Origin of the sequence: Sulfuriferula thiophila, assembly GCF_003864975.1 — a bacterium.
Lineage (GTDB): Bacteria > Pseudomonadota > Gammaproteobacteria > Burkholderiales > Sulfuriferulaceae > Sulfuriferula > Sulfuriferula thiophila.
On the sequence record NZ_BHGL01000006.1, the window covers coordinates 436,083 to 459,220 of the forward strand.

Annotated in this window: 24 protein-coding genes; 13 read left to right on the forward strand and 11 right to left on the reverse strand. The window is 51.3% G+C overall.

What is annotated here, in order from left to right:
• Nucleotides 1–84: 84 nt before the first annotated feature.
• Together EJE49_RS04575 and EJE49_RS04580 are read right to left on the reverse strand one after the other, a co-directional pair.
• Complete coding sequence (locus EJE49_RS04575) at nucleotides 85–1,221, reverse strand: methyltransferase (protein ID WP_124949193.1); 1,137 nt, start codon at nucleotides 1,219–1,221, stop codon at nucleotides 85–87.
• Nucleotides 1,214–1,822 (reverse strand): hypothetical protein, encoded by a 609-nt coding sequence (locus EJE49_RS04580; protein ID WP_124949194.1) that lies wholly within the window; start codon nucleotides 1,820–1,822, stop codon nucleotides 1,214–1,216. Before EJE49_RS04580 ends, EJE49_RS04575 begins: the two co-directional genes overlap by 8 nt.
• A gap of 164 nt (nucleotides 1,823–1,986) precedes the next feature.
• Here EJE49_RS04580 and EJE49_RS04585 point away from each other — a divergent pair, with 164 nt between their 5' ends.
• Nucleotides 1,987–2,220, forward strand: a complete 234-nt coding sequence (locus tag EJE49_RS04585; RefSeq protein ID WP_124949195.1) for an ATP-binding protein — start codon at nucleotides 1,987–1,989, stop codon at nucleotides 2,218–2,220.
• 97 nt (nucleotides 2,221–2,317) lie between these two features.
• Here EJE49_RS04585 and EJE49_RS04590 read toward each other — a convergent pair whose 3' ends face one another.
• The gene (locus EJE49_RS04590) at nucleotides 2,318–3,511 is read right to left on the reverse strand and encodes a pyridoxal phosphate-dependent aminotransferase (protein WP_124949196.1); all 1,194 of its coding nucleotides are present in this window, start codon (nucleotides 3,509–3,511) and stop codon (nucleotides 2,318–2,320) included.
• 83 nt (nucleotides 3,512–3,594) lie between these two features.
• Between EJE49_RS04590 and uvrB the strand changes: the two genes are divergently transcribed.
• The 9 genes from uvrB (at nucleotide 3,595) to motB (ending at nucleotide 14,674) form a co-directional block, all read left to right on the forward strand.
• Nucleotides 3,595–5,631, forward strand: a complete 2,037-nt coding sequence (gene uvrB / locus EJE49_RS04595; protein WP_124949197.1) for an excinuclease ABC subunit UvrB — start codon at nucleotides 3,595–3,597, stop codon at nucleotides 5,629–5,631.
• Between the two features lie 3 nt (nucleotides 5,632–5,634).
• On the forward strand, nucleotides 5,635–7,983 hold the full coding sequence (locus EJE49_RS04600; protein ID WP_124949198.1) for a DNA internalization-related competence protein ComEC/Rec2: 2,349 nt from the start codon (nucleotides 5,635–5,637) through the stop codon (nucleotides 7,981–7,983).
• A gap of 69 nt (nucleotides 7,984–8,052) precedes the next feature.
• Nucleotides 8,053–10,233, forward strand: coding sequence for a RelA/SpoT family protein (locus tag EJE49_RS04605; protein WP_124949199.1), 2,181 nt, complete (start codon nucleotides 8,053–8,055; stop codon nucleotides 10,231–10,233).
• A gap of 47 nt (nucleotides 10,234–10,280) precedes the next feature.
• Nucleotides 10,281–10,520 (forward strand): RNA-binding S4 domain-containing protein, encoded by a 240-nt coding sequence (locus EJE49_RS04610; protein ID WP_442267846.1) that lies wholly within the window; start codon nucleotides 10,281–10,283, stop codon nucleotides 10,518–10,520.
• 467 nt (nucleotides 10,521–10,987) lie between these two features.
• Entirely contained in the window at nucleotides 10,988–11,305 is a 318-nt protein-coding gene (flhD, locus tag EJE49_RS04615) for a flagellar transcriptional regulator FlhD (protein ID WP_124949200.1), read from the forward strand.
• A 35-nt stretch (nucleotides 11,306–11,340) separates the two neighbouring features.
• Nucleotides 11,341–11,895, forward strand: a complete 555-nt coding sequence (gene flhC, locus EJE49_RS04620) for a flagellar transcriptional regulator FlhC (RefSeq protein ID WP_124949201.1) — start codon at nucleotides 11,341–11,343, stop codon at nucleotides 11,893–11,895.
• A 46-nt stretch (nucleotides 11,896–11,941) separates the two neighbouring features.
• Nucleotides 11,942–12,718: a class I SAM-dependent methyltransferase gene (locus EJE49_RS04625; protein ID WP_124949202.1), complete on the forward strand. Its 777-nt coding sequence runs from the start codon at nucleotides 11,942–11,944 to the stop codon at nucleotides 12,716–12,718.
• Between the two features lie 158 nt (nucleotides 12,719–12,876).
• A complete protein-coding gene (motA, locus tag EJE49_RS04630; RefSeq protein ID WP_124949203.1) occupies nucleotides 12,877–13,737 on the forward strand; it encodes a flagellar motor stator protein MotA in 861 nt (286 codons plus the stop codon).
• Nucleotides 13,738–13,756: 19 nt separating this feature from the next.
• A complete protein-coding gene (motB, locus tag EJE49_RS04635) occupies nucleotides 13,757–14,674 on the forward strand; it encodes a flagellar motor protein MotB (RefSeq protein WP_124949204.1) in 918 nt (305 codons plus the stop codon).
• Nucleotides 14,675–14,700: 26 nt separating this feature from the next.
• Here the strand turns inward: motB and panC are convergent, their stop codons facing one another.
• The 7 genes from panC to EJE49_RS04670 are packed head-to-tail and all read right to left on the reverse strand — an operon-like array spanning nucleotide 14,701 to nucleotide 20,368.
• Nucleotides 14,701–15,528 (reverse strand): pantoate--beta-alanine ligase, encoded by an 828-nt coding sequence (gene panC, locus EJE49_RS04640; protein ID WP_124949205.1) that lies wholly within the window; start codon nucleotides 15,526–15,528, stop codon nucleotides 14,701–14,703.
• A gap of 4 nt (nucleotides 15,529–15,532) precedes the next feature.
• The gene (gene panB / locus EJE49_RS04645) at nucleotides 15,533–16,330 is read right to left on the reverse strand and encodes a 3-methyl-2-oxobutanoate hydroxymethyltransferase (protein WP_189941695.1); all 798 of its coding nucleotides are present in this window, start codon (nucleotides 16,328–16,330) and stop codon (nucleotides 15,533–15,535) included.
• Nucleotides 16,331–16,340: 10 nt separating this feature from the next.
• Nucleotides 16,341–16,985, reverse strand: coding sequence for a deoxynucleoside kinase (locus EJE49_RS04650; protein ID WP_124949206.1), 645 nt, complete (start codon nucleotides 16,983–16,985; stop codon nucleotides 16,341–16,343).
• A gap of 1 nt (nucleotide 16,986) precedes the next feature.
• Complete coding sequence (folK, locus tag EJE49_RS04655; protein WP_124949207.1) at nucleotides 16,987–17,502, reverse strand: 2-amino-4-hydroxy-6-hydroxymethyldihydropteridine diphosphokinase; 516 nt, start codon at nucleotides 17,500–17,502, stop codon at nucleotides 16,987–16,989.
• Nucleotides 17,495–18,850, reverse strand: coding sequence for a polynucleotide adenylyltransferase PcnB (pcnB, locus tag EJE49_RS04660; protein ID WP_124949208.1), 1,356 nt, complete (start codon nucleotides 18,848–18,850; stop codon nucleotides 17,495–17,497). The genes folK and pcnB overlap by 8 nt, the downstream gene beginning before the upstream one ends.
• 54 nt (nucleotides 18,851–18,904) lie before the next feature.
• Nucleotides 18,905–19,570, reverse strand: coding sequence for a histidinol-phosphatase (locus tag EJE49_RS04665; RefSeq protein ID WP_124949209.1), 666 nt, complete (start codon nucleotides 19,568–19,570; stop codon nucleotides 18,905–18,907).
• A 6-nt stretch (nucleotides 19,571–19,576) separates the two neighbouring features.
• Nucleotides 19,577–20,368, reverse strand: coding sequence for an outer membrane protein assembly factor BamD (locus EJE49_RS04670; protein WP_124949210.1), 792 nt, complete (start codon nucleotides 20,366–20,368; stop codon nucleotides 19,577–19,579).
• Between EJE49_RS04670 and rluD the strand changes: the two genes are divergently transcribed.
• The 3 genes from rluD (at nucleotide 20,367) to EJE49_RS04685 (ending at nucleotide 22,984) form a co-directional block, all read left to right on the forward strand.
• Nucleotides 20,367–21,344 carry a 23S rRNA pseudouridine(1911/1915/1917) synthase RluD gene (rluD, locus tag EJE49_RS04675; RefSeq protein ID WP_124949211.1) on the forward strand — a complete coding sequence of 326 codons (978 nt, stop codon included), beginning with the start codon at nucleotides 20,367–20,369 and terminating at the stop codon, nucleotides 21,342–21,344. The genes EJE49_RS04670 and rluD overlap by 2 nt on opposite strands.
• 38 nt (nucleotides 21,345–21,382) lie before the next feature.
• Nucleotides 21,383–22,117, forward strand: coding sequence for a peptidoglycan editing factor PgeF (gene pgeF / locus EJE49_RS04680; protein WP_124949283.1), 735 nt, complete (start codon nucleotides 21,383–21,385; stop codon nucleotides 22,115–22,117).
• A gap of 84 nt (nucleotides 22,118–22,201) precedes the next feature.
• Nucleotides 22,202–22,984: a ZIP family metal transporter gene (locus tag EJE49_RS04685; RefSeq protein ID WP_124949212.1), complete on the forward strand. Its 783-nt coding sequence runs from the start codon at nucleotides 22,202–22,204 to the stop codon at nucleotides 22,982–22,984.
• Here the strand turns inward: EJE49_RS04685 and EJE49_RS04690 are convergent.
• Entirely contained in the window at nucleotides 22,975–23,118 is a 144-nt protein-coding gene (locus EJE49_RS04690; RefSeq protein WP_189941697.1) for a hypothetical protein, read from the reverse strand. The two genes, EJE49_RS04685 and EJE49_RS04690, sit on opposite strands and share 10 nt — an antisense overlap.
• Between the last annotated feature and the right edge of the window lie 20 nt (nucleotides 23,119–23,138).

Below are 23,138 nucleotides of genomic sequence, written 5' to 3' on the forward strand. Positions count from 1 at the left end.
AGATATCTGGTAGTTTTGGACTGGTGATTTGAACATGTCAGGGAGATGACGGGTGTCTGATGTTATATCAGGCACCCGAACAAACTAACGTACGGCAAGGCGCCATAATGAGGTGATTTCTGCTGCACGTGCGCGGTGCAATGGGTCAGTGTCAGCGCTGGCTTTGGGGTGGTGCGGCTTGATGTCCATGCGTTCCAGGACGGTTAATCCTGCCTGATCAATCAGCGCGAGTAATTCATCTCGTGTACGCAGCCCCAGATGCTCCGCAAAATCAGAGAGTATCAGCCAGCCTTCACCGGCGGGTTCCAGATGATCAGCTAATCCACTGAGGAATCCACGTAACATGCGGCTGTCGGGATCGTAGATGGCATGTTCGATTGCGGCATTGGGCCGTGCCGGTATCCAGGGTGGATTGCAGACTACCAGTGGAGCACGGCCGGGGGGGAAGAGATCCGCCTGCACGATGTCGATCTGATTGCTTAACCCTAGTCGTTTGATGTTGTCACGAGCGCAGGCCAGTGCACGGGGATCCTGATCGGTGGCGACAACATGCTTAACCCCGCGGCGAACCAGTAGTGCAGCCAGCACGCCGGTGCCGGTACCAATGTCGAATGCCAGTTCAGTCGCAGGCAGCGGTGCCGTTGCGATCAGTTCGATATATTCGCCGCGTACGGGTGAGTACACACCGTAATGCGGATGAATGCGCTCGCCAATTACGGGTATGTCTACGCCTTTTTTGCGCCATTCGTGCGCGCCGATCAAACCCTGCAATTCACGTAGCGAGACGACGGAAGCAGCCGTGCCAGCGCCATAAGCTTCAGTGCAGGCTGCGCGTACATCCGGTGCGCGGCGTAGCGGGATGGTGTAATTGGCATCAAGCGGTATTAGCAGCATTGCCAGCACACGGGCACGAAGCGACTGTGCCTGCCGATGCAGATTGAATGCCTCGGTTGGGGTAGTGGCTAGTCTGGGTGGTTTTTTGGATTTGTGTGGTGGGCGGTCTACGCGTCGCGCCAGTGCCTGCAGCAATTGCCGCGCATTCTGAAAATCACCACGCCAGAGCAATGCTGTGCCTTCACAGGCCAGGCGGTAGGCGGTGTCTGCCGCCATAGTGTCATCGGTGATGACGATGCGCTTGGGCGGCGGTGTTTTGTTTTCGGAGTGCCAGATAGCCGAGCAGGGCTTACCCGCTTCTATCCAGTTGATAATGGCTTCAGTCATGGGGTTTTCCTATGTTTTCTGCTTTGCCGAGGGCAACGCGGTATGCTTCCAGTTTTGCTTCGTAGTTGTCCGCATCACCATAATCCAGGAAATAAGCGTAGCGTGAGTGTGAGCCCAGTACTTTGCGAGCGTGTTTGATCGGGCAGAAGTATTCCTCGGTTCTGGCGATGACTTCCCTGATATAAGCGATCACGCCATTTGCGTATTCGCAATAAGTGCAATGGAATTTCTCGACGAAGTTGAGGTATTGCAGTTGGCTGCGGTCGAAGATGACGAAATCGGCACGGCGTACTTTGGCAATTTTATAGATAGGGAAACAGCTAAACTGATAAAAACTGATTAATACATCAGTAAGAAACAGTGGAATGATCATGCTGTAAATGATGGGGCCAGTAATCAGATTCTGCGGACGGTTAGTGACCAGCCAGCGGAAAAAACCAAGTTTGAGCTTGCGGTGCGCCTGTTTGATGCTGCGTTCAAATTGGATATGTTTACCTTTGATTTCAAATAGTACCCGGGTTTCCTGTTCATGTAAGGCAGTACGCAATTCAGCGTCGAGAGAATTGATTTGTGCAAGCAAACTGAGAATCTTATCGTTCATGTAGTTCCCATACCGTAATGCCGGCGATTGAGTGAGGGTGGTTTGATCGGTTGGCGTTAATGCCTCAACTCGACAGATTGCTGTGATGTGCTATAAATAATTTAGGAGTTGAAACACGTATTAATATACGGTGATATTAACCATTGCATGGGAAGGAGAATATCATGCATATATCCATTTCCGATTTCATTATACATGTTGACGAGACGCTGACGCGTGAGCAGTTGGACAGGTTAGAAGCATCCATACGAGAACATAGTTGCGTTGTTAGTGCGGGTGCCCATGACCGGACACCGCATTTGATGCTGGTCGCTTATGACCCCGAATGTGTCGATACCAAAACCATACTGGCCAATGTGACCGGCCAGGGTTTTCGTGCAACTTCAATCGGTCTGTAGCAGCTGCTGTCAGTAATTAATTCCGTCGATTTTTACCGGTGGATTTAGCCCGGTAAGCGTCTATCGTTGTGTCAAGGCTGCGTTGGCTATAGCTAGCTTACGCCATCCATGTCTGTAGCCGGCTTAATGCTGCCTTAAGATTATCCATGGAGGTGGCGAATGATAAGCGGATATAACCTTCGCTACCGAAAGCCGAGCCAGGTACAACGGCAACTCCAGCTTTTTCCAGCAGATACTCGCTCAGCGCAATGTCAGTGGTGGCGGTGATTTTGCCAGCCTGATGCAGGCGCTGGATGGCGCTGCTGACATCAGGGAAGGCGTAGAACGCACCGCCGGCATAGATGCAGTTGACGCCGGGAATAGTGTTGAGTGCGGCGACAACGAATTCATGACGTTCGCGGAATGCGGCGATCATCGGCACGATGCAAGCTTGATCGCCGTTGAGTGCGGCTTCAGCGGCGACCTGCGAAATCGAAGTGGGGTTGGAGGTTGACTGTGATTGCACATTTTCCATCGCAGTGATGAGCTTTTCCGGGCCGGCGCAATAGCCGATACGCCAGCCGGTCATGGCATACGATTTGGATACGCCATTCAGCACCATGGTGCGGTCATACAGGTCGGGGCAGGCATTGAGGATGTTGCTGAACGGTCCGTCTTGCAGGCGGATGTGTTCATACATATCGTCAGTGGCGATGATAATGTCAGGGTAGTTACGCAATACGGCGCCTAATGCAGCCAGTTCTTCCAGGCTGTACACAGCGCCGCTTGGGTTGCTCGGGCTGTTGATCACTACCAAACGGGTGCGAGGTGTTATCGCTGCCTGCAACTGCGCTGGCGTAATTTTGAAACCTTGATCGATACCGGCTTCAATGATGACCGGTGAGCCGCCGGCAAGGATAACGATGTCAGGGTATGACACCCAGTAGGGTGCCGGGATAATGACTTCGTCACCGGGGTTGATCAGGGCTTGTACCAGATTGAAAAAGCTCTGCTTGCCGCCGCAGGAGACTAAAACCTGCTTGGCGGTATAGTCCAGGCCGTTGTCGCGTTTGAATTTGGCAATGACCGCCTGTTTTAAGGATGGTGTGCCGCCGACCGCAGTGTATTTGGTGAAACCGCTGTTAATCGCAGCAATCGCTGCATCTTTAATGTGTTGCGGAGTGTCAAAGTCGGGTTCGCCTGCGCCCAAGCCGATAATGTCTTTTCCTTCAGCTTTAAGCTTCGCTGCGCGAGCAGTAACAGCGAGTGTAGGAGAGGGTTTGATGGCCTGAACGCGATTTGAGAGTTCCAACTTAAACATCCTTGAGTAGTATGTCAGAGGCTAATCCGCTGACATGATAAGATTAACAGGTTAAAAACAGACGGATTTTACTCGTGATTGTCACTTTTCCCAATAGTCCTTTTCGATTGCATCAACCTTTTTTACCGGCAGGTGATCAGCCACAAGCGATAGCGAAGCTGGTAGAGGGGATTAATGACGGCCTGGCGTTCCAGACTTTGCTGGGCGTGACTGGCTCGGGCAAGACTTACACTATGGCGAATGTGATTGCGCAACTGGGGCGGCCGGCGATGATCATGGCGCCGAACAAGACCCTGGCAGCTCAACTATACGCGGAAATGCGCGAGTTTTTTCCCGAAAATTCGGTCGAATATTTTGTGTCCTACTACGACTACTATCAGCCCGAGGCTTATGTGCCGGCGCGTGATTTGTTTATCGAAAAAGATTCCAGCATTAATGAGCATATTGAGCAGATGCGCCTGTCAGCGACCAAGGCGCTGCTGGAACGCAATGACAGCATTATCGTGGCGACGGTGTCCGCGATTTACGGTATCGGCGATCCGGGCGATTACCACAAGATGATATTGCATCTGCGTCAGGGTGAAAAACTGTCGCAGCGTGATGCGATACAACGTCTGATCGCGATGCAGTACGACAGAAATGAATTTGAATTCAAGCGCGGCGTGTTTCGCGTGCGCGGCGATGTGCTGGATATCTTCCCGGCGGAGAGTGCCGAACATGCGGTGCGGATTTCGCTGTTTGACGACGAGGTGGAAAGTATCCGTCTGTTCGATCCGCTCACCGGCCACTTGCTGCAGAAATTGCCGCGCTTCACCGTGTATCCGTCCAGTCATTACGTCACCCCGCGCAGTACTACCTTACGCGCCATCGAGGCGATTAAAATCGAATTGCGCGAGCGGCTGGAAGAATATTACCGCGATAACAAGCTGGTGGAGGCGCAACGCCTGGAGCAGCGCACGCGCTTCGATCTGGAGATGATGAACGAGCTGGGATTTTGCAAAGGCATTGAGAACTACTCGCGACATTTGTCTGGGCGCAAGCCGGGCGAACCGCCACCGACGCTGATTGATTACCTGCCGTCACGGGCACTGATGATTATTGATGAATCGCACGTTACCATTCCGCAGATCGGCGGCATGTACAAGGGCGACCGCGCACGCAAGGAAAATCTGGTGAATTACGGTTTCCGCCTGCCATCGGCGATGGATAACCGCCCGCTGCGCTTCGATGAATTCGAGCACATCATGCGCCAGACTGTGTTCGTGTCGGCGACGCCTGCTGACTATGAGCAACAGCATCAGGGCCAGGTAGTGGAGCAGGTGGTGCGGCCGACCGGTCTGGTTGACCCTGAGATCGAAGTGCGTCCGGTGGCAACGCAAGTGGATGATGTGCTATCCGAGATTACCAAGCGTGTGGCAGTGAACGAGCGCGTGCTGGTGACCACGCTGACCAAACGCATGTCTGAAGATCTGACTGATTACTTGTCGGAGCATGGAGTGAAAGTGCGTTATCTGCATTCCGATGTGGATACGGTAGAGCGGGTGGAAATTATCCGTGATTTGCGTCTGGGCATATTTGATGTGCTGGTTGGTATCAATCTGTTGCGCGAGGGGCTGGATATTCCGGAAGTATCACTGGTAGCGGTACTGGATGCGGATAAGGAGGGCTTTTTGCGTTCCGAGCGTTCGTTGATCCAGACCATAGGCCGGGCGGCGCGTAACCTGAATGGCCGTGCGATTCTGTATGCTGACCGCATTACCAATTCGATGCGGCGGGCGATGGATGAAACCGACCGCCGTCGCCATAAGCAAGTGGAATATAACCTTGAGCATGGCATCACGCCGCGCGGTGTGGTCAAAGGCATCAAGGATATTATCGAAGGCGCGTATGACATGGAAAGCGCACAGGCTAATCATAAAGTCGCGCAAAAAATGGCGAGCTACCATGCCAAGGATGAAAAGACCTTGACCAAGGAACTGAAACAGGTGGAAAAGGACATGCTCACCGCCGCCAGAAACCTGGAGTTCGAACGTGCTGCCGAATTGCGTGATGAATTGAGGCGCTTGAAAACCGTATTGTTTGGTGCCGATGGCACGCATGACGATGAGTAAGCTGTGCGTCTAGTCATACTCGCGTTTGTTACGGGTGTAATTTGGCTGCAGCAACAAGCCGTATTGCCTGATCTGGCCTGGGCGTGGGGCTTACCGCTGCTGGCATCGGCATGGGGGTTGCCCGTATCGGGCAGGTGGCGGCAAGTGCGCAGAGTTGCTTTGCTGGTATTGTGGTTTGCGCTGGGTTTCTTTTACGCGGCCATGCTGGCACAGCAGCGACTGGCTGATAGTTTGCCACTCACCTGGGAAGGTGTGGATGTCTCCGTGGTCGGTGTGGTGGCGAGTTTGCCGGTGGTGACTGAGCGCGGTCAGCGTTTCGAATTTGACGTGGAACGGGTGCGGACTCCCGGTGCGGAAGTGCCGAAACACGTGCAATTATCAACCTATCTTACTGATTTTAATGGTAAGCCTCTAGCTGGGGCGCTGTCGGTAAAGGCGGCACAGCGCTGGCAATTGACGGTGCGTCTGCGGCGTCCGCACGCCAATCAGAATCCACATGTGCAGGACATGGAAGCCATGTGGTTTGCACGCGACATTCGTGCTTTGGGGGCAGTACGCGAACGCAGCGAACAGCGTTTGCTATCAGCCCGGGTTGCGGAACCGCGCTATCTGATCGAGGTCTTACGTGGGCATATTGCCGATCGTTTTGATCACGTATTGGCTAGCGCGCCTTACACGGGGGTGCTGAAGGCGCTGGCGATAGGAGAGCAGTCTGCTATCCCGCCCGCGCAATGGCAGTTGTATCAGCGTACCGGTATTACCCATTTGATCAGTATCTCGGGTTTGCATGTGACTATGCTGTCCGGGCTGGCGTTTGCGCTATGTTATGCACTCTGGCGCCGCAGCACTCGGCTGACCTTGCGGTTGCCGGCGCGCAGGGCGGCGATACTGGCGGGTGCGCTGGTTGCGCTGGCTTACGTGGTGCTGGCTGGATTCGGCATACCGGCTCAACGCACACTCTATATGTTGTGGGTGGTGGCGATTGCATTATGGAGCGGTCGCACGCTGGCACCAACGCGGATACTGGCCTGGGCGTTGCTGATCGTGGTATTGATCGATCCGTGGGCGGTGATGTCGGCAGGGTTCTGGCTGTCGTTCGGCGCGGTGGGGGTGTTGTTATTCGCAACCGGGTCACGTGTCGGCAAGCCGCATTGGCTACAAGAATGGTGGCATTCACAGTGGGCGGTGACGCTGGCGTTAGCGCCGATATTATTGTTGCTGTTCGGGCAGTTGTCTACGGTCTCGCCGTTGGCTAATGCGTTTGCGATACCACTCATCAGTTTTTTGATTACACCTTTAGCTTTGCTGGGCAGTTTTTCGGGTATGGATGCGCCATTGCATTGGGCACATGGGTTGATGGCGGCTTGTGTGTGGCTATTGCAAATATTGGCGAGCTGGCCTGTGTGGCAACAGCCTGAACCGAGCCGCTGGGCCGTTGGCATGGCTTTGCTGGGCGCGTTATGGTGGCTGTTGCCGCGAGGCTTCCCGGCACGCTGGCTGGGTGCGGTGTGGATGCTGCCGGCGTTGCTGGTAGCAGTGCCGCAACCGACCGCTGGTGCCTTATGGGTGAGTGTGATCGATGTCGGGCAGGGGCTGGCGGTACTGGTGCGCACCGCACATCACACGCTGTTGTTCGATACCGGGCCACGCTATAACAGTGAAGCGGATAGCGGCAGTCGTATTATCGCGCCTTATTTGCGCGGCGAAGGGGTCACTCGGCTGGATGGGATGGTGTTGTCACATGATGATAATGATCATACTGGTGGCGCCGCATCATTGTTAAATGCGGTGCCGGTGACAACCGTCATTACTTCTTTGCCGTCCGCACATTCGCTGTTTGCTAACTCAGTGCAGCCAGTAAGGCGTTGCGAGGCGGGGCAAAGCTGGGATTGGGATGGCGTACATTTCGCCATGTTGCATCCGACGCTGAGCAGTTATGCTGATGCGTCGTTAAAAGATAATCATCGCAGTTGTGTACTGAAGCTCAGTAGCGCAGGCGGTAGTGTATTATTGCCGGCCGATATCGAGGCAGAGGATGAGGCCATGTTGCTGGCAACACAGCCGACGTTGTTGCGTGCGTCTGTGCTCGTTGCGCCACATCATGGTAGCCGTACTTCATCCACGCCTGGTTTCATTGCCGCCGTCCAGCCGCAATTGACGGTGTTTACTATGGGCTACAACAACCGTTTCGGGCATCCGCGCAGTGATGTGGTGACGCGCTATCGCGATGCCGGTAGTCAATTACGGCGCTCGGATGTTGATGGTTTGGTGGATATACGTTTCATGCCTGATGTGGCTATGGAAACTAACAGTTGGCGGCTGTTAAAGCGGCATTATTGGCAGGATAGTTAGAGACCTTTACACGATTACTGCACTCGCTACATAGTGCAAAGGTCTCAGTTAGCATAATTTAGGTAAATAATGGTTACAACTCAGACTACTGCAGTAAATGATGATGCTCTGCCGGATTTGGCAACGGTGTTGCCGCGTTTGACGGCGGAGGCGGATGTGACTGGCGCGGCCATGATTGCTGATGTGGCGCAATGGGTTACTACACTGCCGGATGCGGGTAGCGAGGCTGGAATAGGGCGCTGGCAGCATGCTATGGGAACTGCGTTGCAAGTGGCAGAGTTGCATCTGGATGCCGAGAGCGTAGCGGCTGCGCTGCTGTCGGGTATATCGCTGGATGAGCCCTTACCTGTTGCAGAGCCCGTACTGGCGCTAGCGCGCGGTGTGGCAAAAATGGATGCGGTGGGGCAGTTAATCGCCGGTGACGAAACGGTACGCCGTGATGGACATAGCCAGGTGGAAGGTTTGCGGCAAATGTTGCTGGCGATGGTGGAAGACGTCAGGGTGGTGTTAATCAAGCTGGCCGAACGCGCTTATGCGTTGCGCGTGTTGACGCAGAGTGACGATGATGTTGCCCGTCATCAGGTAGCGCGGGAAGTGCGCGAGTTGTTTGCGCCGCTGGCAAACCGTTTGGGGGTATGGCAAATCAAGTGGGAAATGGAGGATTTGTCTTATCGCATCCTTGAACCCGATAATTACAAACGCATAGCGCGCTTGCTGGACGAAAAACGGCTGGATCGTGAGCGTTATATTGCCGATGTCGTGGCGCTGTTGCAGGACGAATTGAAAGCTGCGGGAATCGCTGCTGAAGTCACTGGCCGGCCCAAGCATATCGTCAGTATCATCAACAAGATGAACCGCAAGCATCTGGCATTTGAGCAGCTGTATGATATTCGCGCCGTGCGCATACTGGTACCGGAGTTGAAGGACTGCTATACCGCGCTGGGCTTGATACACCACTTGTGGCAGCCGATATCCGGTGAATTCGATGACTATATTGCGCATCCTAAAAGTAATGATTATCGCTCGTTGCACACGGGGGTCATCGGCCCGGAAAATAAGGCGCTGGAAGTGCAGATTCGCACATTCGACATGCATAACCATGCCGAACTGGGCGTGGCGGCGCACTGGCGCTATAAGGAAGGTGCGACTAAAGCCACCGGTGCCGAGGATAAAATTGCCTGGCTGCGGCAGATATTGCAATGGAAGGATGAAGTTGCCGATGGCCGTGAGCTTGCCGAGTTATTTAAAAATGAGCTGTTTCAGGACCGCATCTATGTGCTGACACCCCAAGGGCGAGTGATAGACCTGGCAGCTGGCGCGAGTCCGGTGGATTTTGCCTATCACGTGCACTCTGATTTGGGGCACCGTTGCCGTGGCGCAAAAGTGGATGGCGTGATTGTGCCATTGAATACGCCGTTAAAAAACGGGCAGCGGGTGGAAATATTGACGGTGAAGCAAGGGACGCCAAGTCGCGACTGGCTGAATCCGGCTTTGGGTTATCTGGTAACGCCACGTGCTCGTGCGAAAGTACGGCATTGGTTCCGTTATCAGTACTTCGAAGAGAATATTGCACAAGGCCGCGATATTCTGGATCGGGAGGTGCGGCGTTTGGGTGCGTCCGACGTAAATCTGGATAAACTGGCGGTAAAGCTGGGTGAACCCAAAGGCGATGAGTTTCTGGCTGCAATAGGTCGCGGTGATATTAGTGCCCGTCAACTTGACGATGCCATTCAGTCGCAAATGGCGCCATTGCCAGCAATAGAGCCGGCTAAGCGGAGCAATATACGTGTTGCGGCTAAACCGGGTAGCAACGATATCCTGATTGAAGGGGTGGGGAATCTGCCGGTGACAATTGCTCACTGTTGTCAGCCTTCACCGCCTGCTGCGATAGTTGGCTATGCGACGCAGGGGCGCGGCGTCACCATACATCGCCAGGACTGTCCTAATGTCCTGCGAGTCGAGGGCGAGCGCAAGGCGCGTCTGCTTGCGGCAAGCTGGGGCGAAGAGGGTGGTGAGCGCATTGTTTGTGATATTGCAGTAGAAGCATTTGATCGCCATGGCCTGTTGCGTGATATTTCCGATATCTTTACCAAAGAGCGTATGCCGCTGGTGCGTGTAAATACAGATACGAATGACGGGGTGGCGACTATGCGCTTCCATGTGAACTTTGCTAATCAACAGCAATTAAACCGTGCTTTGGCGCGTATCCAGGGTTTATCTAATGTTATTCATGCAGTGCGAGTCAATTAGCTCGTATATGTGTAATTTTGCAGTCCTATTTTAAAGCGGGGTATCAAATGGAAGCTATGCAGCATGTTGATTTCGAATTGGAGCGTGAGTTTGTAGAACTTAATCAGCTATTAAAACTGGCTGGTGTTGTGGATAGTGGCGGTGCAGGGAAGCATCTCGTAGCCGAAGGTTTGGTTAGGGTGGATAGGGAAGTGGAGTTGCGCAAAACCTGTAAGGTTCGCAGCGGGCAAGTTGTTAGTGTGGGCGATGTGGAAATTAAAGTTTTGCAAAAAAGTGCCGATATATAACATATCAAATATTTTTTAATTTATTTTAAAATATATTTTGTTGTAAAACAGTTGGTTAGTAGTTAAATTGAAAATAAATGAATTTATTTTCAATTTAACCCTAAAGTTTTCAAAATGTTGGCCGATAACAACAATATGAGAAATATTTTTCTCCGTTTTTATCAGGTTTATTTGATTTTCAGGGTGGAGTTCACTTACATGCTTGTAAGTTAGTTCTGTGATGCATGTGTTCTGCATGCCCCGCCACCGCTGGAATCTTATGGATTTTATAAATTTTCCTGCCGGATTTTTTATTTCGCCAATTGGTATTTGTAAGCCAAATACCGTCTATTGCATACCATTTCATCTTACATAAAATACAGAATAGTGCCTATTTGCGCTTTTTTATTCTAGTTCCAATATGCTAACCACTTGCCACACAAACTGTGCGACAGGTTTTAAAAAGTTGGCTTTTGAGGAGAATAAAAATGACTGTAGATAACATGTTGGCTGAAATTCGTGATGCTAATTTGAACTATTTAATGCTGGCTCAGCAAATGATTCGTGCTGATAAGGCAACAGCTATCTTTCGTCTCGGTATCGATGCTCAAATTGCAGAATTGATTGAAGGTCTGAGTAATGCCCAGTTACTCAAACTGGCAGGCACAAATATGATGCTGGCGCGGTTTCGTTTTGATGACGGTGCGATTTTGGGTATGCTTACCAACTATAATAAAGATCGTGCGTTAGCGCATTCTCACGCAGCCATATTGATGGCAGGCCAGGCTGTGGAAGAATTCGCATAAGCGTTTTGATTCATCCGGGATGTGAGGCTAAAAAAATGACTAAAAAAAGTGTGGTGACAGAAGCGCAGGATATCCAGTTGGCAATGGAGTTAATTCACCTGGGTGCCCGTCTGCAATTACTGGAATCAGAAACCTCCCTCTCCCGTGAGCGATTGCTGAATTTATACAAAGAATTAAAAGGTGAGTCTCCACCTAAAGGTATGCTGCCTTTTTCAACGGACTGGTTTTTGACTTGGCAGCCGAACATCCATTCGTCGATGTTTCTCAATATTTATCATTATTTGGTTCTGCACGCTGAAATTCAAGGCATCCAGGCGATTATGAAAGCCTATCAACTGTATCTCGAGCAGGTGGAGATTAATGAGGGTGATGAAGCCGTATTGTCATTAACACGTGCCTGGACATTGGTGCGTTTTGTTGAGCGCAAGATGCTAGCGACAACAACCTGCTCCGAGTGTGGTGGCCATTTCGTGATTGATCGTTTTGATTTGAATAATCACTACGTATGCGGATTGTGCCATATGCCTTCACGTGCAGGGAAAACCAAGAAATTACGCGAAGAAGCTGCGCTTGCCGCTGCGGCTCTTTAATTAACTTTCCGGACACTTTTTGGTCATTTCTTTGCCTGCTGGATTGATGATGAGACGATTGCGTACAGCATGGCGCTTGCCGGCTGTGCAGGCATTGTTGCTGCAAATCCTTGCCGGTTGCCTGCTTGGGTTGTTGTTGGTTATGTGGTGGTATTTTATCCCTGCAGTTCTCGTTTCGACTGGTATTGCAGTCCTGCTGCAAGGAGTCATCGCTGCATTGCTGGCGCGTTGGCGCAAACTGGCTGTCTGGTGGTGGGTAATTCAACTGTTTTTTCCTATGGCGTTGTTTCTTGCAATGGCCCTGCATCTTCCCCCCGTTGTTTTTTTAGCTGCATTTCTATTATTTCTCCTGCTGTACTGGCATACATTCCGTACCCAGGTTCCCTATTACCCTTCCAGTTTTGCCGTGTGGGAAGCTGTTGCGCAATTGTTGCCCACGGATCGAAGCATTCGCATGGTGGATATAGGTAGCGGTTTGGGTGGGCTGGTGCTGAATTTATCGTCCAGACGGCTGGATAGTGAGATAATGGGGGTGGAGTTGGCGCCATTGCCCTGGCTGATTAGCTGGTTGCGTGCGCGTCTATCGAACAGCAGAGGTCGTTTTATTCGCGCGGATTATGTTGATCTGGATTTATCGCAGTTCGATGTGGTCTTTGCGTATTTGTCTCCCGCTGTGATGTCTGCTTTATGGGATAAAGCGCAAGCAGAAATGCGGCCTGGTTCCATGTTGCTCAGCAATGAATTTAAGATAGAGCATCATGCAGCCGACAGGGTGATTCAAACCGAACGGATGCGTACCCCGCTTTACGCATGGTATATTTAGTCATATTGTCGTGAAACATTTAAGTTACTTCGTTTGAAGTCGACATTATCTTGTGTAAGATAAGTTTTTAGCAGCATCGATATAGAGCAATGGATCCTCGATCATGATGAAGATAATAATGACGAAAGGTTTATCCTTTCTTTTCCCGGGAGCGACGAGTGTTAGTAATTGTTGGCTATGTAGTCGTGCTAGGCTCCGTCTTTGGCGGTTTTGCCTTGGCGGGTGGGCATTTGGCAGCCTTATTTCAACCACTGGAATTGCTGATGATCGGCGGCGGTGCCGCAGGTGCTTTTTTTGTTGGAAATAATGCCAAGTCTGTAAAAGCGACGATGAAAGCATTGCCGTCGATATTCAAAGGCTCAAAGTATACTAAAGCCCTTTATATGGATTTGCTGGCATTATTATTTGAGATTCTAAGCAAAGTTCGCAAGGAAGGATTAATGTCCATCGAGGGTGACATTGAAAATCCTGAGGCGAGTCCGCTTTTCAGTAAATATCCTTCGATTGTGCATGATCATCATATAACCGAGTTCATGACTGATTATCTGCGTTTAATGGTATCCGGCAATATGGATGCATTCCAGATCGAGAATTTGATGGATAACGAACTGGATACCCACCACCATGAAGGTGCGGTGGCGGCACATTGCATTGCCAAGTTGGGTGATGGTTTGCCTGCGTTCGGTATTGTTGCCGCTGTTATGGGTGTAGTGCACACGATGGAATCAGTGGGTGCACCACCGGCTGAGTTGGGTATGTTGATTGCCCATGCTCTGGTGGGTACATTCTTGGGTATTTTGCTGGCCTATGGCTTCGTTGGGCCGCTTTCAGGTTTGATGGAACAGAAGCTGGATGAGTCGAGCAAAATGTTTCAATGTACCAAGATTACTTTATTAGCAAGTTTGAATGGCTATGCGCCCGCGCTGGCAGTTGAGTTCGGGCGTAAAGTGCTTTATTCGACCGAGCGCCCAAGTTTCCTTGAACTTGAAGAGCATGTTAAGCAAGCCAAATCCAAGTAATCGTAAGTGAGAATAAATTATGGCTGATGCGCGCCCCATTATCGTAAAGCGGATCAAGAAAACCGCTGGTGGTCATCATGGTGGTGCCTGGAAGATTGCCTATGCCGACTTTGTGACGGCGATGATGGCTTTCTTCTTGTTGATGTGGTTGCTGGGTTCAACTGCAAAAGGTGATTTGAAAGGCATTTCCGAGTATTTCTCTACGCCGTTGAAAGTGGCTATGGCCGGAGGTTCTGGCAGTGGCGATAGTTCGAGCGTTATTCAGGGTGGCGGCAAGGATTTGACGCGTAAAGATGGGCAGGTGAGTAAAGCGACTGATCCCGTACAGAAAAAAACTTACGATTTGAAGGCGGCACAAGCAGATCTGGAGAGGCTGGAAGCGGCGCGTTTGAAGGGCCTGAAGGCTAGCATAGAAAAGTCGATTGACGGGAACCCGATGCTTAAGCAGTTCAAAAAACAGTTGTTGCTTGATATCACTACAGAAGGGTTGCGCATACAGATTGTGGATGAAAAAAACCGTCCCATGTTTGCTTCAGCCAAAGCGGAGCTACAACCTTATACCAAAGAAATCCTGCATGAAATAGGCAAGACGCTCAACGAAGTGCCAAACAAAATCACTTTATCCGGGCATACTGATGCTACGCCTTATGCTAATGGCGGCACCTCGTACAGTAACTGGGAGTTGTCAACGGATCGCGCCAATGCTTCACGGCGTGAATTGATCGCCGGTGGGATGGATGAGTCCAAGATGCTGCGAGTGGTCGGGCTGGCTTCTGCGATTCCTTTTGATAAGGAAAATCCGATGAATCCGATTAATCGTCGTATCAGCATTATTGTGATGAACAAGAAAACTGAAGATGCGGTGGTCAAGGACGGTGGAGTATTGTCAGCCAAAGATGAGCAGGAAGTGAGAGCCGCGCTGGCAACTACTAAATAGTCGTTTGACGATAGCCGATCGGCCCGTTAGCTGTCAATTTCGATATTGTCTATAAGTCGTGTGCTTCCCAGGCGCGCCGCAACCAGTATTACCAGTTGCTTGCTGTCCGGGGATGGTATGGCGAGGCTGCTATCGCGAATGGCGACATAGTCAACTTGCCAGCCTTGTGTAGTGAGGTCGTCAATGGCGCGTTGTTCAATCTGCATGTGGTCATGCGCCCCTGCCAGAATCAGGTCTTTCATTTCTACTAATTTTGCGTAAAGTTGTGGCGCTGTACGTCGTTCGTCTGCACTCAGAAAGCCATTGCGTGAGGATAACGCCAAGCCGTCTTCTGCACGTATTGTTTCACCTGCCAGGAGTGTAACCGGTATGGCAAAATCAGCGACCATGCCGCGGATAATGGTTAGCTGCTGATAGTCTTTCCTGCCGAATACTGCAATTGTGGGTTGTATGATGTTGAATAACTTCATCACGATGGTGGCGACCCCGCGAAAATGTCCGGGGCGAAATGCACCGCATAGCTCATTGGCGACAGGGGGAGGTTCTACATGATAACTTTGCGGGGCAGGGAAGAGCTCCTCGACGCTGGGGGCAAACAAGACGTCCACACCCATGCTTTGCAATAACTCAACATCATGCTCCATGGTGCGCGGATAGCGTGAATAATCTTCATTAACACCAAATTGCAATGGGTTGACAAAAATACTGACCACAACCTGGCTGGCTTGTTGACGTGCTTTTGCAACAAGTGCCAGGTGGCCAGCATGCAAGTTGCCCATGGTCGGGACAAAAGCGATATCGTTATGTTGTGCGCGCCAACTGCGCAGCGCCTGAATGCTGTGAATAATTTGCATGTGTTTAGGTGGTGTAGAAGCTGTGTTTTTCCGCAGGGAATGTGCCTTGTTTGACCGCTGTGACATAGGCGGCGATAGCTGCGGCAATATCATTCGTATCGGCCATGAAATTGTGTGTAAAGCGCGGGGGCTTGCCCGGAGTTATCCCCAGCATGTCGTAGAGCACTAATACCTGTCCATTACAGTCCACGCCTGCACCTATGCCTATGGTAGGTATGGTAATGGCATCGGTGACCTGTTTGGCTAAAGGCGCCGGGATGGCTTCAAGCACTATCATGGCTGCACCCGCAGCAGTAAGTGCGTGCGCATCGTCAAGGAGTTGCTGAGCGGCAGACTCGGTTTTGCCCTGAACTTTGTAGCCGCCCATGCTGTTGACGGATTGGGGTAATAGTCCCAGATGTCCGCATACCGGAATACCGCGGGTGCTCAGGAATGCAACTGTCTCCATCATAACTGCACCCCCCTCAATTTTCACGCAGTGCGCACCAGCAGCCAATAATGTACTGGCGGATTGCAAAGCCTGGGCCGGACTGGCTTGGTAGCTACCAAAAGGCAAGTCTGCAATGATCAGTGTTTTGGTTGCGCCTCGAGCAACAGCGGCGGTATGGTAAGCCATTTCGGTAAGGCTTACCGGCAGCGTCGAGCGCTGACCTTGTATTACCATGCCTAAAGAGTCGCCGACCAGAATGGCATCTACACCGCAGGCTTCAAGTTGTGCTGCAAAACTTGCGTCATAGCCCGTCAGGATGGCGAGCTTTTCACCTTGTGCAGCTCGTAGTTGTAAAGACAATAAATCAGCCATAATTATCCTCTCACGCTGCTTGATTGAGAAACTCGCGCGGACTGCGCATGTTGGCAATTTGTTTTATCAATAGGGCAAAGTGGTCATCATTGTCCACAAAATTGAAATGTTCGCAATTGACAATGAGCAGTGGTGCAGTTTCATAACGATGAAAGTACCGGGTGTAGCTGTCTGTCAGGCGTTCCAGATATTGGGAGCTAATGCTGTTTTCATAAGCGATGCCGCGTTTATGTACCCGCGCCAGTAAAACACTTGGCTTGGCCTGTAAATAAATTACCAGATCGGGTACCGGAGCCTGCGGTTGTAGTTCTTTATAAATTGTCTGGTAGAGGCGAAACTCATCATCATCGAGATTGAGTTCGGCGAATAGCGGGTCTTTATCCAACAGGAAGTCGGCCACAATTGCGTTGTGAAACAAGTCGTTTTGTTGCAGGGCATTGACTTGGCCACTGCGCTGGAACAGAAAAAATAACTGGGTAGCCAGGGCGTGCCGTTTCGGATCCTGATAAAAACGTGTTATAAACGGATTTTCTTCCGCATTTTCCAGCAGTAATTCTGCATTCAAATGTGCCGCCAATCGTTTAGCGAGGCTGGTTTTTCCTGCGCCTATCGGACCTTCAACTGCAATGTATGGGGATTTATTCAGTATGTTCATGCTATTGACGCTGCCAGTCATCCCCGACACGGTGCAAATCCTGATTGTGCGTCGCCTGTAAATAATCCACGGCTTGCCCGCGTCCGGGTATGGTGATGTCTGCGGTTATTTCTACGAGTGGCGCGAGAACAAATGCGCGTTCATGCATACGTGGGTGGGGCAAGGTCAGCCCGGCATCATGCTGCTGTAAATCATTATATAACAGCACATCCAGATCAATGACGCGCGGCGCATTGCGGAAGGTGCGTTCACGGCCAAATTGTTGTTCTATTTCCAGCAAGGCTGTCAGTAATTGCTGAGGTGTGAGCGAAGTCTGAATGTGCGCGACAGCATTGATGAAGTCGGGTTGGTCGGCATAGCCAACGGGTGCAGTCAGGTAAAGCGACGAGCGTGAGCAAAGACGAGTATGTGGCAAGGCCGCAATAGCGGTAAAGGCGCGTAGCACTTGTTGTGCCGAATCTGCCAGATTGCTACCGATTGCGACATACGCACTCGCCGGGATGGCAATGTTAGTCATTGGTAGCTTGAGGCGCTGGATTAGGTTTTTTGGTGCGTCGGCGGCGTTTAGGTTTGCTGCTGGCAGGTTCTTTGATCAGCATGGCTGCACGTTGTGTCTCATCGGCTTCCTGGAACGTTGTCCACCAGTCAGCGAGTTCCTGATCGACTTCACCGCTTTCGGCACGTAACAGCAGGAAATCATATCCCGCGCGGAAACGAGGGTGTCCGAGCAGTCGATAAGGACGACTACCAGAGCGTTGGTCATAACGCGATTGCAGGCTCCATATCTCCTTCATCATGCCGTCCAGCCGGCGTGGAACCGCCAGTCGCGCACGCTGATGATCCAGCGTATCATCCATTGCGGCAAATAAGGCCGGGGCGGGTATTTCGCCGGCATCCAGGCGTTTCTGATAGTGAATCTGCAATTCATGCCAGAGCAGGCTGGCGAACAGGAATGCCGGTGATACTGATTTCCCGGCTTGTAAACGCTGGTCGGTATTATGTAATGCGGCAGTGATAAAGCGTTTGCCCTCATCCTGTTCAAGGATGCTGTCCAGCATAGGCAGCATGCCCTGATGCAAACCTTCTGCGCGCAATTGATGTACGGCGCGTAAGGCATGGCCGGATAAGAGCAGTTTCAGCATCTCATCAAAAAGTCGTGAAGGTGGCACATTAGTCAGTAGTTCAGCCAGTTCAGCAATGGGCGCGCGCGTGGTTTCATCGATATGGAAGTCGAGTTTAGCCGCGAAACGGGCTGCACGTAGCATACGAACCGGATCTTCACGATAACGTGTGGCCGGATCACCGATGATGCGCAAGGTCTTGCGTTTTATATCCGCGACACCGCCACGGTAATCCCATATTTCTTCTGTGCTGGGGTCGTAATACAGGGCGTTGACAGTAAAGTCGCGTCGCTCGGCATCACTTTCCTGATCACCGAAAACATTGTCGCGCACGATGCGACCGGTGTCGTCGGTAACATGGCTGCTGTCGTCTTCTTCAGTCACGGCGCTGGCACGGAAAGTCGATACTTCTATGGTGTCGCCACCACACATGACATGGACTAAGCGAAAGCGGCGCCCGATAATCCGTGAGCGACGAAACAGGTCGCGAACCTGTTCGGGTGTGGCGTTTGTCGCGACGTCAAAATCTTTTGGTGTTTTGCTCAAAAGCAAATCACGTACTGCTCCGCCGACAACAAATGCACTGAAGCCGGCTTGTTGCAGAGTGTCAGTGACTTTTAGCGCGCAGGGTAATATTTGCACTCGCGTTAATCCGTGCTGACTAACGGGTATGCGCTGTAAGCGAGTCTTTTTCGTGGTGTGCGGTTTCTTACCCAAGATGCGTCGGATGAAGCTTTTAATCATGTATGAGAACACGCGTTATCATAACGCGTTTGGCCTGAGTGAATGTAGTGGTTATTACTTGCGTAAGCTGATGCTTGGCCAGCCGCGTGCCTGAGCATGCGAATGCAGAGTGGGGTCGGCATCGACGGCGACCGGATTGCTGACCAGCTCCAATAACGGCAAGTCATTTAATGAATCGCTGTAGAACCAGCTTTGATCAAAGTCCTGCAATTGCTTGTTCTGATCTGTCAGCCATTCGTTCAGGCGCGTCACTTTACCTTCGCGGAAGCTGGGGGTGCCACTGACCTTGCCGGTGAATTGGCCCTGGATTTGTTCCGGTTCGGTAGCGATCAAATGCGGGATGCCAAATGCCTGTGCAATCGGGGAAGTAACAAAACTGTTAGTGGCAGTGATGATGGCCACCAGATCAGCTTCGTCCAGGGCGCGATTGACCAAGTCACGTGCTGTCGCTGTGATCATAGGCTGGATTTTTTGTTGCATGAAGTCTGCGTGCCATGCATCGAGTTGCGCACGGGTATGCTGCGCTAATGGACGCAACTGAAAATCCAGAAACTCGTTAATATCTAATGTGCCAGCTTTGTACTGCTGGTAAAACTCGAGGTTGCGCGATTCATACAGGGCGCGGTCAACGATGCCACGCTCGATAAGGAATTGCCCCCATTCATAGTCGGAATCGCCAGCCAGCAGGGTGTTGTCTAGATCAAATAAAACAAGTTTCATATCAGATTATAGTTCCCAGAAGCGCCACCATGGTTTTTTACGATCGAAGTTACCACTGACATATTTACTGGTGGGAAAGTTCTTTTGTAATACCCGCAAAGCATCATCGCGCAGATCATTGGTACCCATTGCATCATAGCTGCGGACCATGATGGCCAGGCCGAGTTCATTGGCGGGAGCCTGCGGGTAATGTATCAGTGCATATTGTGCGCGATTGGCAGCGGCGACATAAGCGCCACGTTTATAATAATATTGAGCGACGTGAACTTCGTGCCAAGCCAGTGCATCCACCAGGTATTTCATACGCGCTATGGCATCTGGCGTGTATTTGCTGTCCGGGAAGCGGGTGGAAAGTTCGCGGAATGATTCAAACGAACTGCTGGCAGAACGTGGGTCGCGTTCAGTCATATCCTGATCAGCGATACGTGCAAACAGGCTTTGATCTTCAGTGAAGTTCGCCAGGCCTTTTAAGTAGTAGGCATAATCAACATTTGGATGATTTGGATGCAACTTGATAAAACGATCGCATGCAGCCACGGCTGATACAGGCTCATTGTCCTTATAATATGCATAAGCCACTTCGAGCTGGGCCTGTTGCGCATAGCGGCCATACGGATAGCGTGCCTCCAGCGTTTCGAATAGTTTGATAGACTTTTCATAACTACCCGAATTGAGCATGCTTTTAGCTTCGGAGTAAATTTTTTGTGCGGACCAATTTTTGGTTTCATCATTGGTAGTTGGTGTGCTGCTGCAACCAACTAACCCAACTAGCAGTAAAACAAGTAAACTTCGTTTCATGACATCATCCGAAAAACAGTTAATAGATTATACATTAAAGCCAACGGCGAGCAGCGTTATCCAGTTGGAAATCCCATTTTCCAGCGCGGGATTGCGTTTGGATAGTGCGCTGGCTGCATTAATGCCCGAATATTCACGTAGCCGTATCCAGGATTGGATCAAGCAGGAACTGGTTCAGGTTAATGGCCGCGTACTTTCTTCCAAAGACAAGGTGTGGGGTGGTGAAGCCGTTACCCTCTATCCGGAATTGCATCCTGCCGAGTTGCCCGCCGTCGCCGAAAACATCGCTCTGGATATTGTGTACGAGGATGATAGCATTCTCATTATCAATAAACCCGCTGGCCTGGTTGTGCATCCTGGTAGTGGCAACTGGCAAGGCACGCTGTTGAATGCATTACTCTATCACGCGCCAGCATTAACGCACATCCCGCGAGCTGGTATTGTGCACAGGCTGGATAAGGACACCAGTGGTTTGCTGGTAGTGGCTAAAACATTAACTGCCCAAACGCACCTGGTTCGGCAGTTGCAGGCGCGTACGGTAAAGCGTGAGTATCTTGCCGTTGTGCATGGGGTCATTGCGCAAAATGGTCGGGTTGATGCACCTATCGGTCGTCATCCTAGCCTGCGCACTAAGATGGCCGTGGTGAGCACCGGTCGTGATGCGGTAACACGATATGCTGTAGTGACGCGTTTTGCTAAACATACCCTGGTGCGATGCTCGCTGGAGACGGGTCGTACCCATCAGATTCGTGTGCATATGCAGTCTATTGGCTATCCATTGGTAGGCGACGCTGCTTACAGTCGAGGCAGAGCGAACGACATTCCATGTTCACGTGATTTTTCGCGACAGGCGTTGCATGCCACCCAGCTTGGGCTAGTTCATCCGGTGACGGAAGATATGATGGAATGGCAGATGGAACCGCCGGCTGATTTTGCCATGTTGATAGATTGTTTAACAACGGCGAACATTGAGTGATTAATCTCGTATTCAGATTACAAACGAAGTGAAGCATGATGAATTTAAACGTTATTACTCCGGACTGGCCAGCGCCCAAAAATGTTAAAAGCCTGGTGACAACGCGTGCCGGTGGGGTCAGTCAGGGCGTATACCAGGGTTTAAATCTGGGTGACCATGTCGGCGATAGCTGGGTTGATGTGGCACAGAATCGTACCCTGGTGCGAGATGAGTTGCCAACTGAACCGCTGTGGCTTAAACAGGTGCATGGCACGACGGTTGCTTACGCTGACCAATTAAAAGAGATAGTTGAGGCGGATGCGGCAATGGCAAGGCGGGTTAATACCGTATGTGCAGTATTGACTGCTGACTGCCTGCCGGTGCTGTTTTGCGCTGCAGATGGTAGCGTGGTTGGTGCGGCACACGCAGGCTGGCGTGGATTGGCAGCGGGCGTGCTGGAGCAGACCGTTGATGTGATGGCGCATCCTCCAGGCCAAATGATGGCGTGGTTCGGCCCTGCTATCGGTCCAGCCGCATTTGAAGTGGGTGATGAGGTGAGGCAGGTGTTTGTTGCTGATCTGCCCGAAGCAGCTAGTGCTTTCAAGGGTGTCAGCGCTGGGAAGTGGCTGGCGGATATCTACATGCTGGCGCGATTGCGTCTGAAGCGTATTGGTCTTACTGAGGTTTATGGTGGGAATTACTGTACCTATGGGGATGCTCAACAGTTTTATTCCTATCGGCGTGATGGTGTGACAGGGCGTATGGCCAGCCTGATCTGGATTGCGGAGCGCTGATGATCGCTGGCAGCTTGCGTGCATTAAGGCGCTGGCGCACAGGGTAGCGTATAATCATGCTTTCGATTTAGAGTTTTGCTATACATGTCTGTACTTGCCTGGATTGTTGTGAGTAGTTTTATAGGTGGCGCGCTCAGTGTGTTTGCGGCCGCCATATTTGCATTTGCTGCACGGCCCAGTTGGGTAGGTGGTCTAGTCAGTTATGCGATTGGTGCGTTGCTGGGTGCAGTATTTTTAGAAATATTACCGCACGCTATAGAGGTGTCTGGTAATGCCCACAACACAGCAGCGACAGTATTGGCGGGTATTTTTGGCTTTTTTATCTTAGAAAAACTCGTGCTGTGGCGGCATTGTCATCATGAAAGCTGTGAAACGCACGGCGTTATGCATGAGCATAATGGGCATGATCACGGCCGTTCCGGCATGATGATACTGGTAGGTGATACTTTCCATAATTTTGTGGATGGTATCTTGATTGCAGCCGCTTTCCTGGCCGATGTGCAGTTGGGTATTGTTACCGCACTAGCAATTATCGCTCATGAAATTCCGCAAGAAGTCGGCGATTTTCTGATTCTGCTCCACTCCGGTTATACCAAATCGCGTGCGCTGGCATTTAATCTGTTATCGAGTGCGGCCACGCTGGTGGGAGGGTTGTTAGCGTATTTTGCGTTGCAGTCCATGCAAAATTTGATTCCTGTGTTCCTTGGGTTGGCGGCAGCTAGTATGATTTATGTTGCGGTTGCTGATTTGATTCCCGGCTTGCATAAGCGAGTAGGGCTGGCAGCCACGATAGAGCAGGCAGCCTTGATTGCTGCAGGTGTGGGTACGATTGCGTTGACTGAGTGGCTGGCGCGGGGTTACGCCTGATCTTCCTGCTGTTCTGCGCGCAGACGGCGATGCTTGCGTCCAGGTGTGTCGAGCAGATAGTAAACAACCGCAAGTAGTGCTCCACCAAATACGAAAACCATTACGCTGCTAATCCAGCTGGATGCTGTAACCATAAGCATGACCCAGATATAGG

What these genes read in the sequence shown, in the direction of transcription:
- EJE49_RS04575 (WP_124949193.1), bottom strand. Translation starts at nt 1,221, where the DNA reads ATGACTGAAGCCATTATCAACTGGATAGAAGCGGGTAAGCCCTGCTCG.
- EJE49_RS04580 (WP_124949194.1), bottom strand. Translation starts at nt 1,822, where the DNA reads ATGAACGATAAGATTCTCAGTTTGCTTGCACAAATCAATTCTCTCGAC.
- EJE49_RS04585 (WP_124949195.1), top strand. Translation starts at nt 1,987, where the DNA reads ATGCATATATCCATTTCCGATTTCATTATACATGTTGACGAGACGCTG.
- EJE49_RS04605 (WP_124949199.1), top strand. Translation starts at nt 8,053, where the DNA reads ATGGTTACAACTCAGACTACTGCAGTAAATGATGATGCTCTGCCGGAT.
- EJE49_RS04610 (WP_442267846.1), top strand. Translation starts at nt 10,281, where the DNA reads ATGGAAGCTATGCAGCATGTTGATTTCGAATTGGAGCGTGAGTTTGTA.
- flhD (WP_124949200.1), top strand. Translation starts at nt 10,988, where the DNA reads ATGACTGTAGATAACATGTTGGCTGAAATTCGTGATGCTAATTTGAAC.
- flhC (WP_124949201.1), top strand. Translation starts at nt 11,341, where the DNA reads ATGACTAAAAAAAGTGTGGTGACAGAAGCGCAGGATATCCAGTTGGCA.
- EJE49_RS04625 (WP_124949202.1), top strand. Translation starts at nt 11,942, where the DNA reads ATGATGAGACGATTGCGTACAGCATGGCGCTTGCCGGCTGTGCAGGCA.
- motB (WP_124949204.1), top strand. Translation starts at nt 13,757, where the DNA reads ATGGCTGATGCGCGCCCCATTATCGTAAAGCGGATCAAGAAAACCGCT.
- panC (WP_124949205.1), bottom strand. Translation starts at nt 15,528, where the DNA reads ATGCAAATTATTCACAGCATTCAGGCGCTGCGCAGTTGGCGCGCACAA.
- panB (WP_189941695.1), bottom strand. Translation starts at nt 16,330, where the DNA reads ATGGCTGATTTATTGTCTTTACAACTACGAGCTGCACAAGGTGAAAAG.
- EJE49_RS04650 (WP_124949206.1), bottom strand. Translation starts at nt 16,985, where the DNA reads ATGAACATACTGAATAAATCCCCATACATTGCAGTTGAAGGTCCGATA.
- folK (WP_124949207.1), bottom strand. Translation starts at nt 17,502, where the DNA reads ATGACTAACATTGCCATCCCGGCGAGTGCGTATGTCGCAATCGGTAGC.
- pcnB (WP_124949208.1), bottom strand. Translation starts at nt 18,850, where the DNA reads ATGATTAAAAGCTTCATCCGACGCATCTTGGGTAAGAAACCGCACACC.
- EJE49_RS04665 (WP_124949209.1), bottom strand. Translation starts at nt 19,570, where the DNA reads ATGAAACTTGTTTTATTTGATCTAGACAACACCCTGCTGGCTGGCGAT.
- rluD (WP_124949211.1), top strand. Translation starts at nt 20,367, where the DNA reads ATGACATCATCCGAAAAACAGTTAATAGATTATACATTAAAGCCAACG.
- EJE49_RS04670 (WP_124949210.1), bottom strand. Translation starts at nt 20,368, where the DNA reads ATGAAACGAAGTTTACTTGTTTTACTGCTAGTTGGGTTAGTTGGTTGC.
- pgeF (WP_124949283.1), top strand. Translation starts at nt 21,383, where the DNA reads ATGAATTTAAACGTTATTACTCCGGACTGGCCAGCGCCCAAAAATGTT.
- EJE49_RS04685 (WP_124949212.1), top strand. Translation starts at nt 22,202, where the DNA reads ATGTCTGTACTTGCCTGGATTGTTGTGAGTAGTTTTATAGGTGGCGCG.
- EJE49_RS04690 (WP_189941697.1), bottom strand. Translation starts at nt 23,118, where the DNA reads ATGGTTACAGCATCCAGCTGGATTAGCAGCGTAATGGTTTTCGTATTT.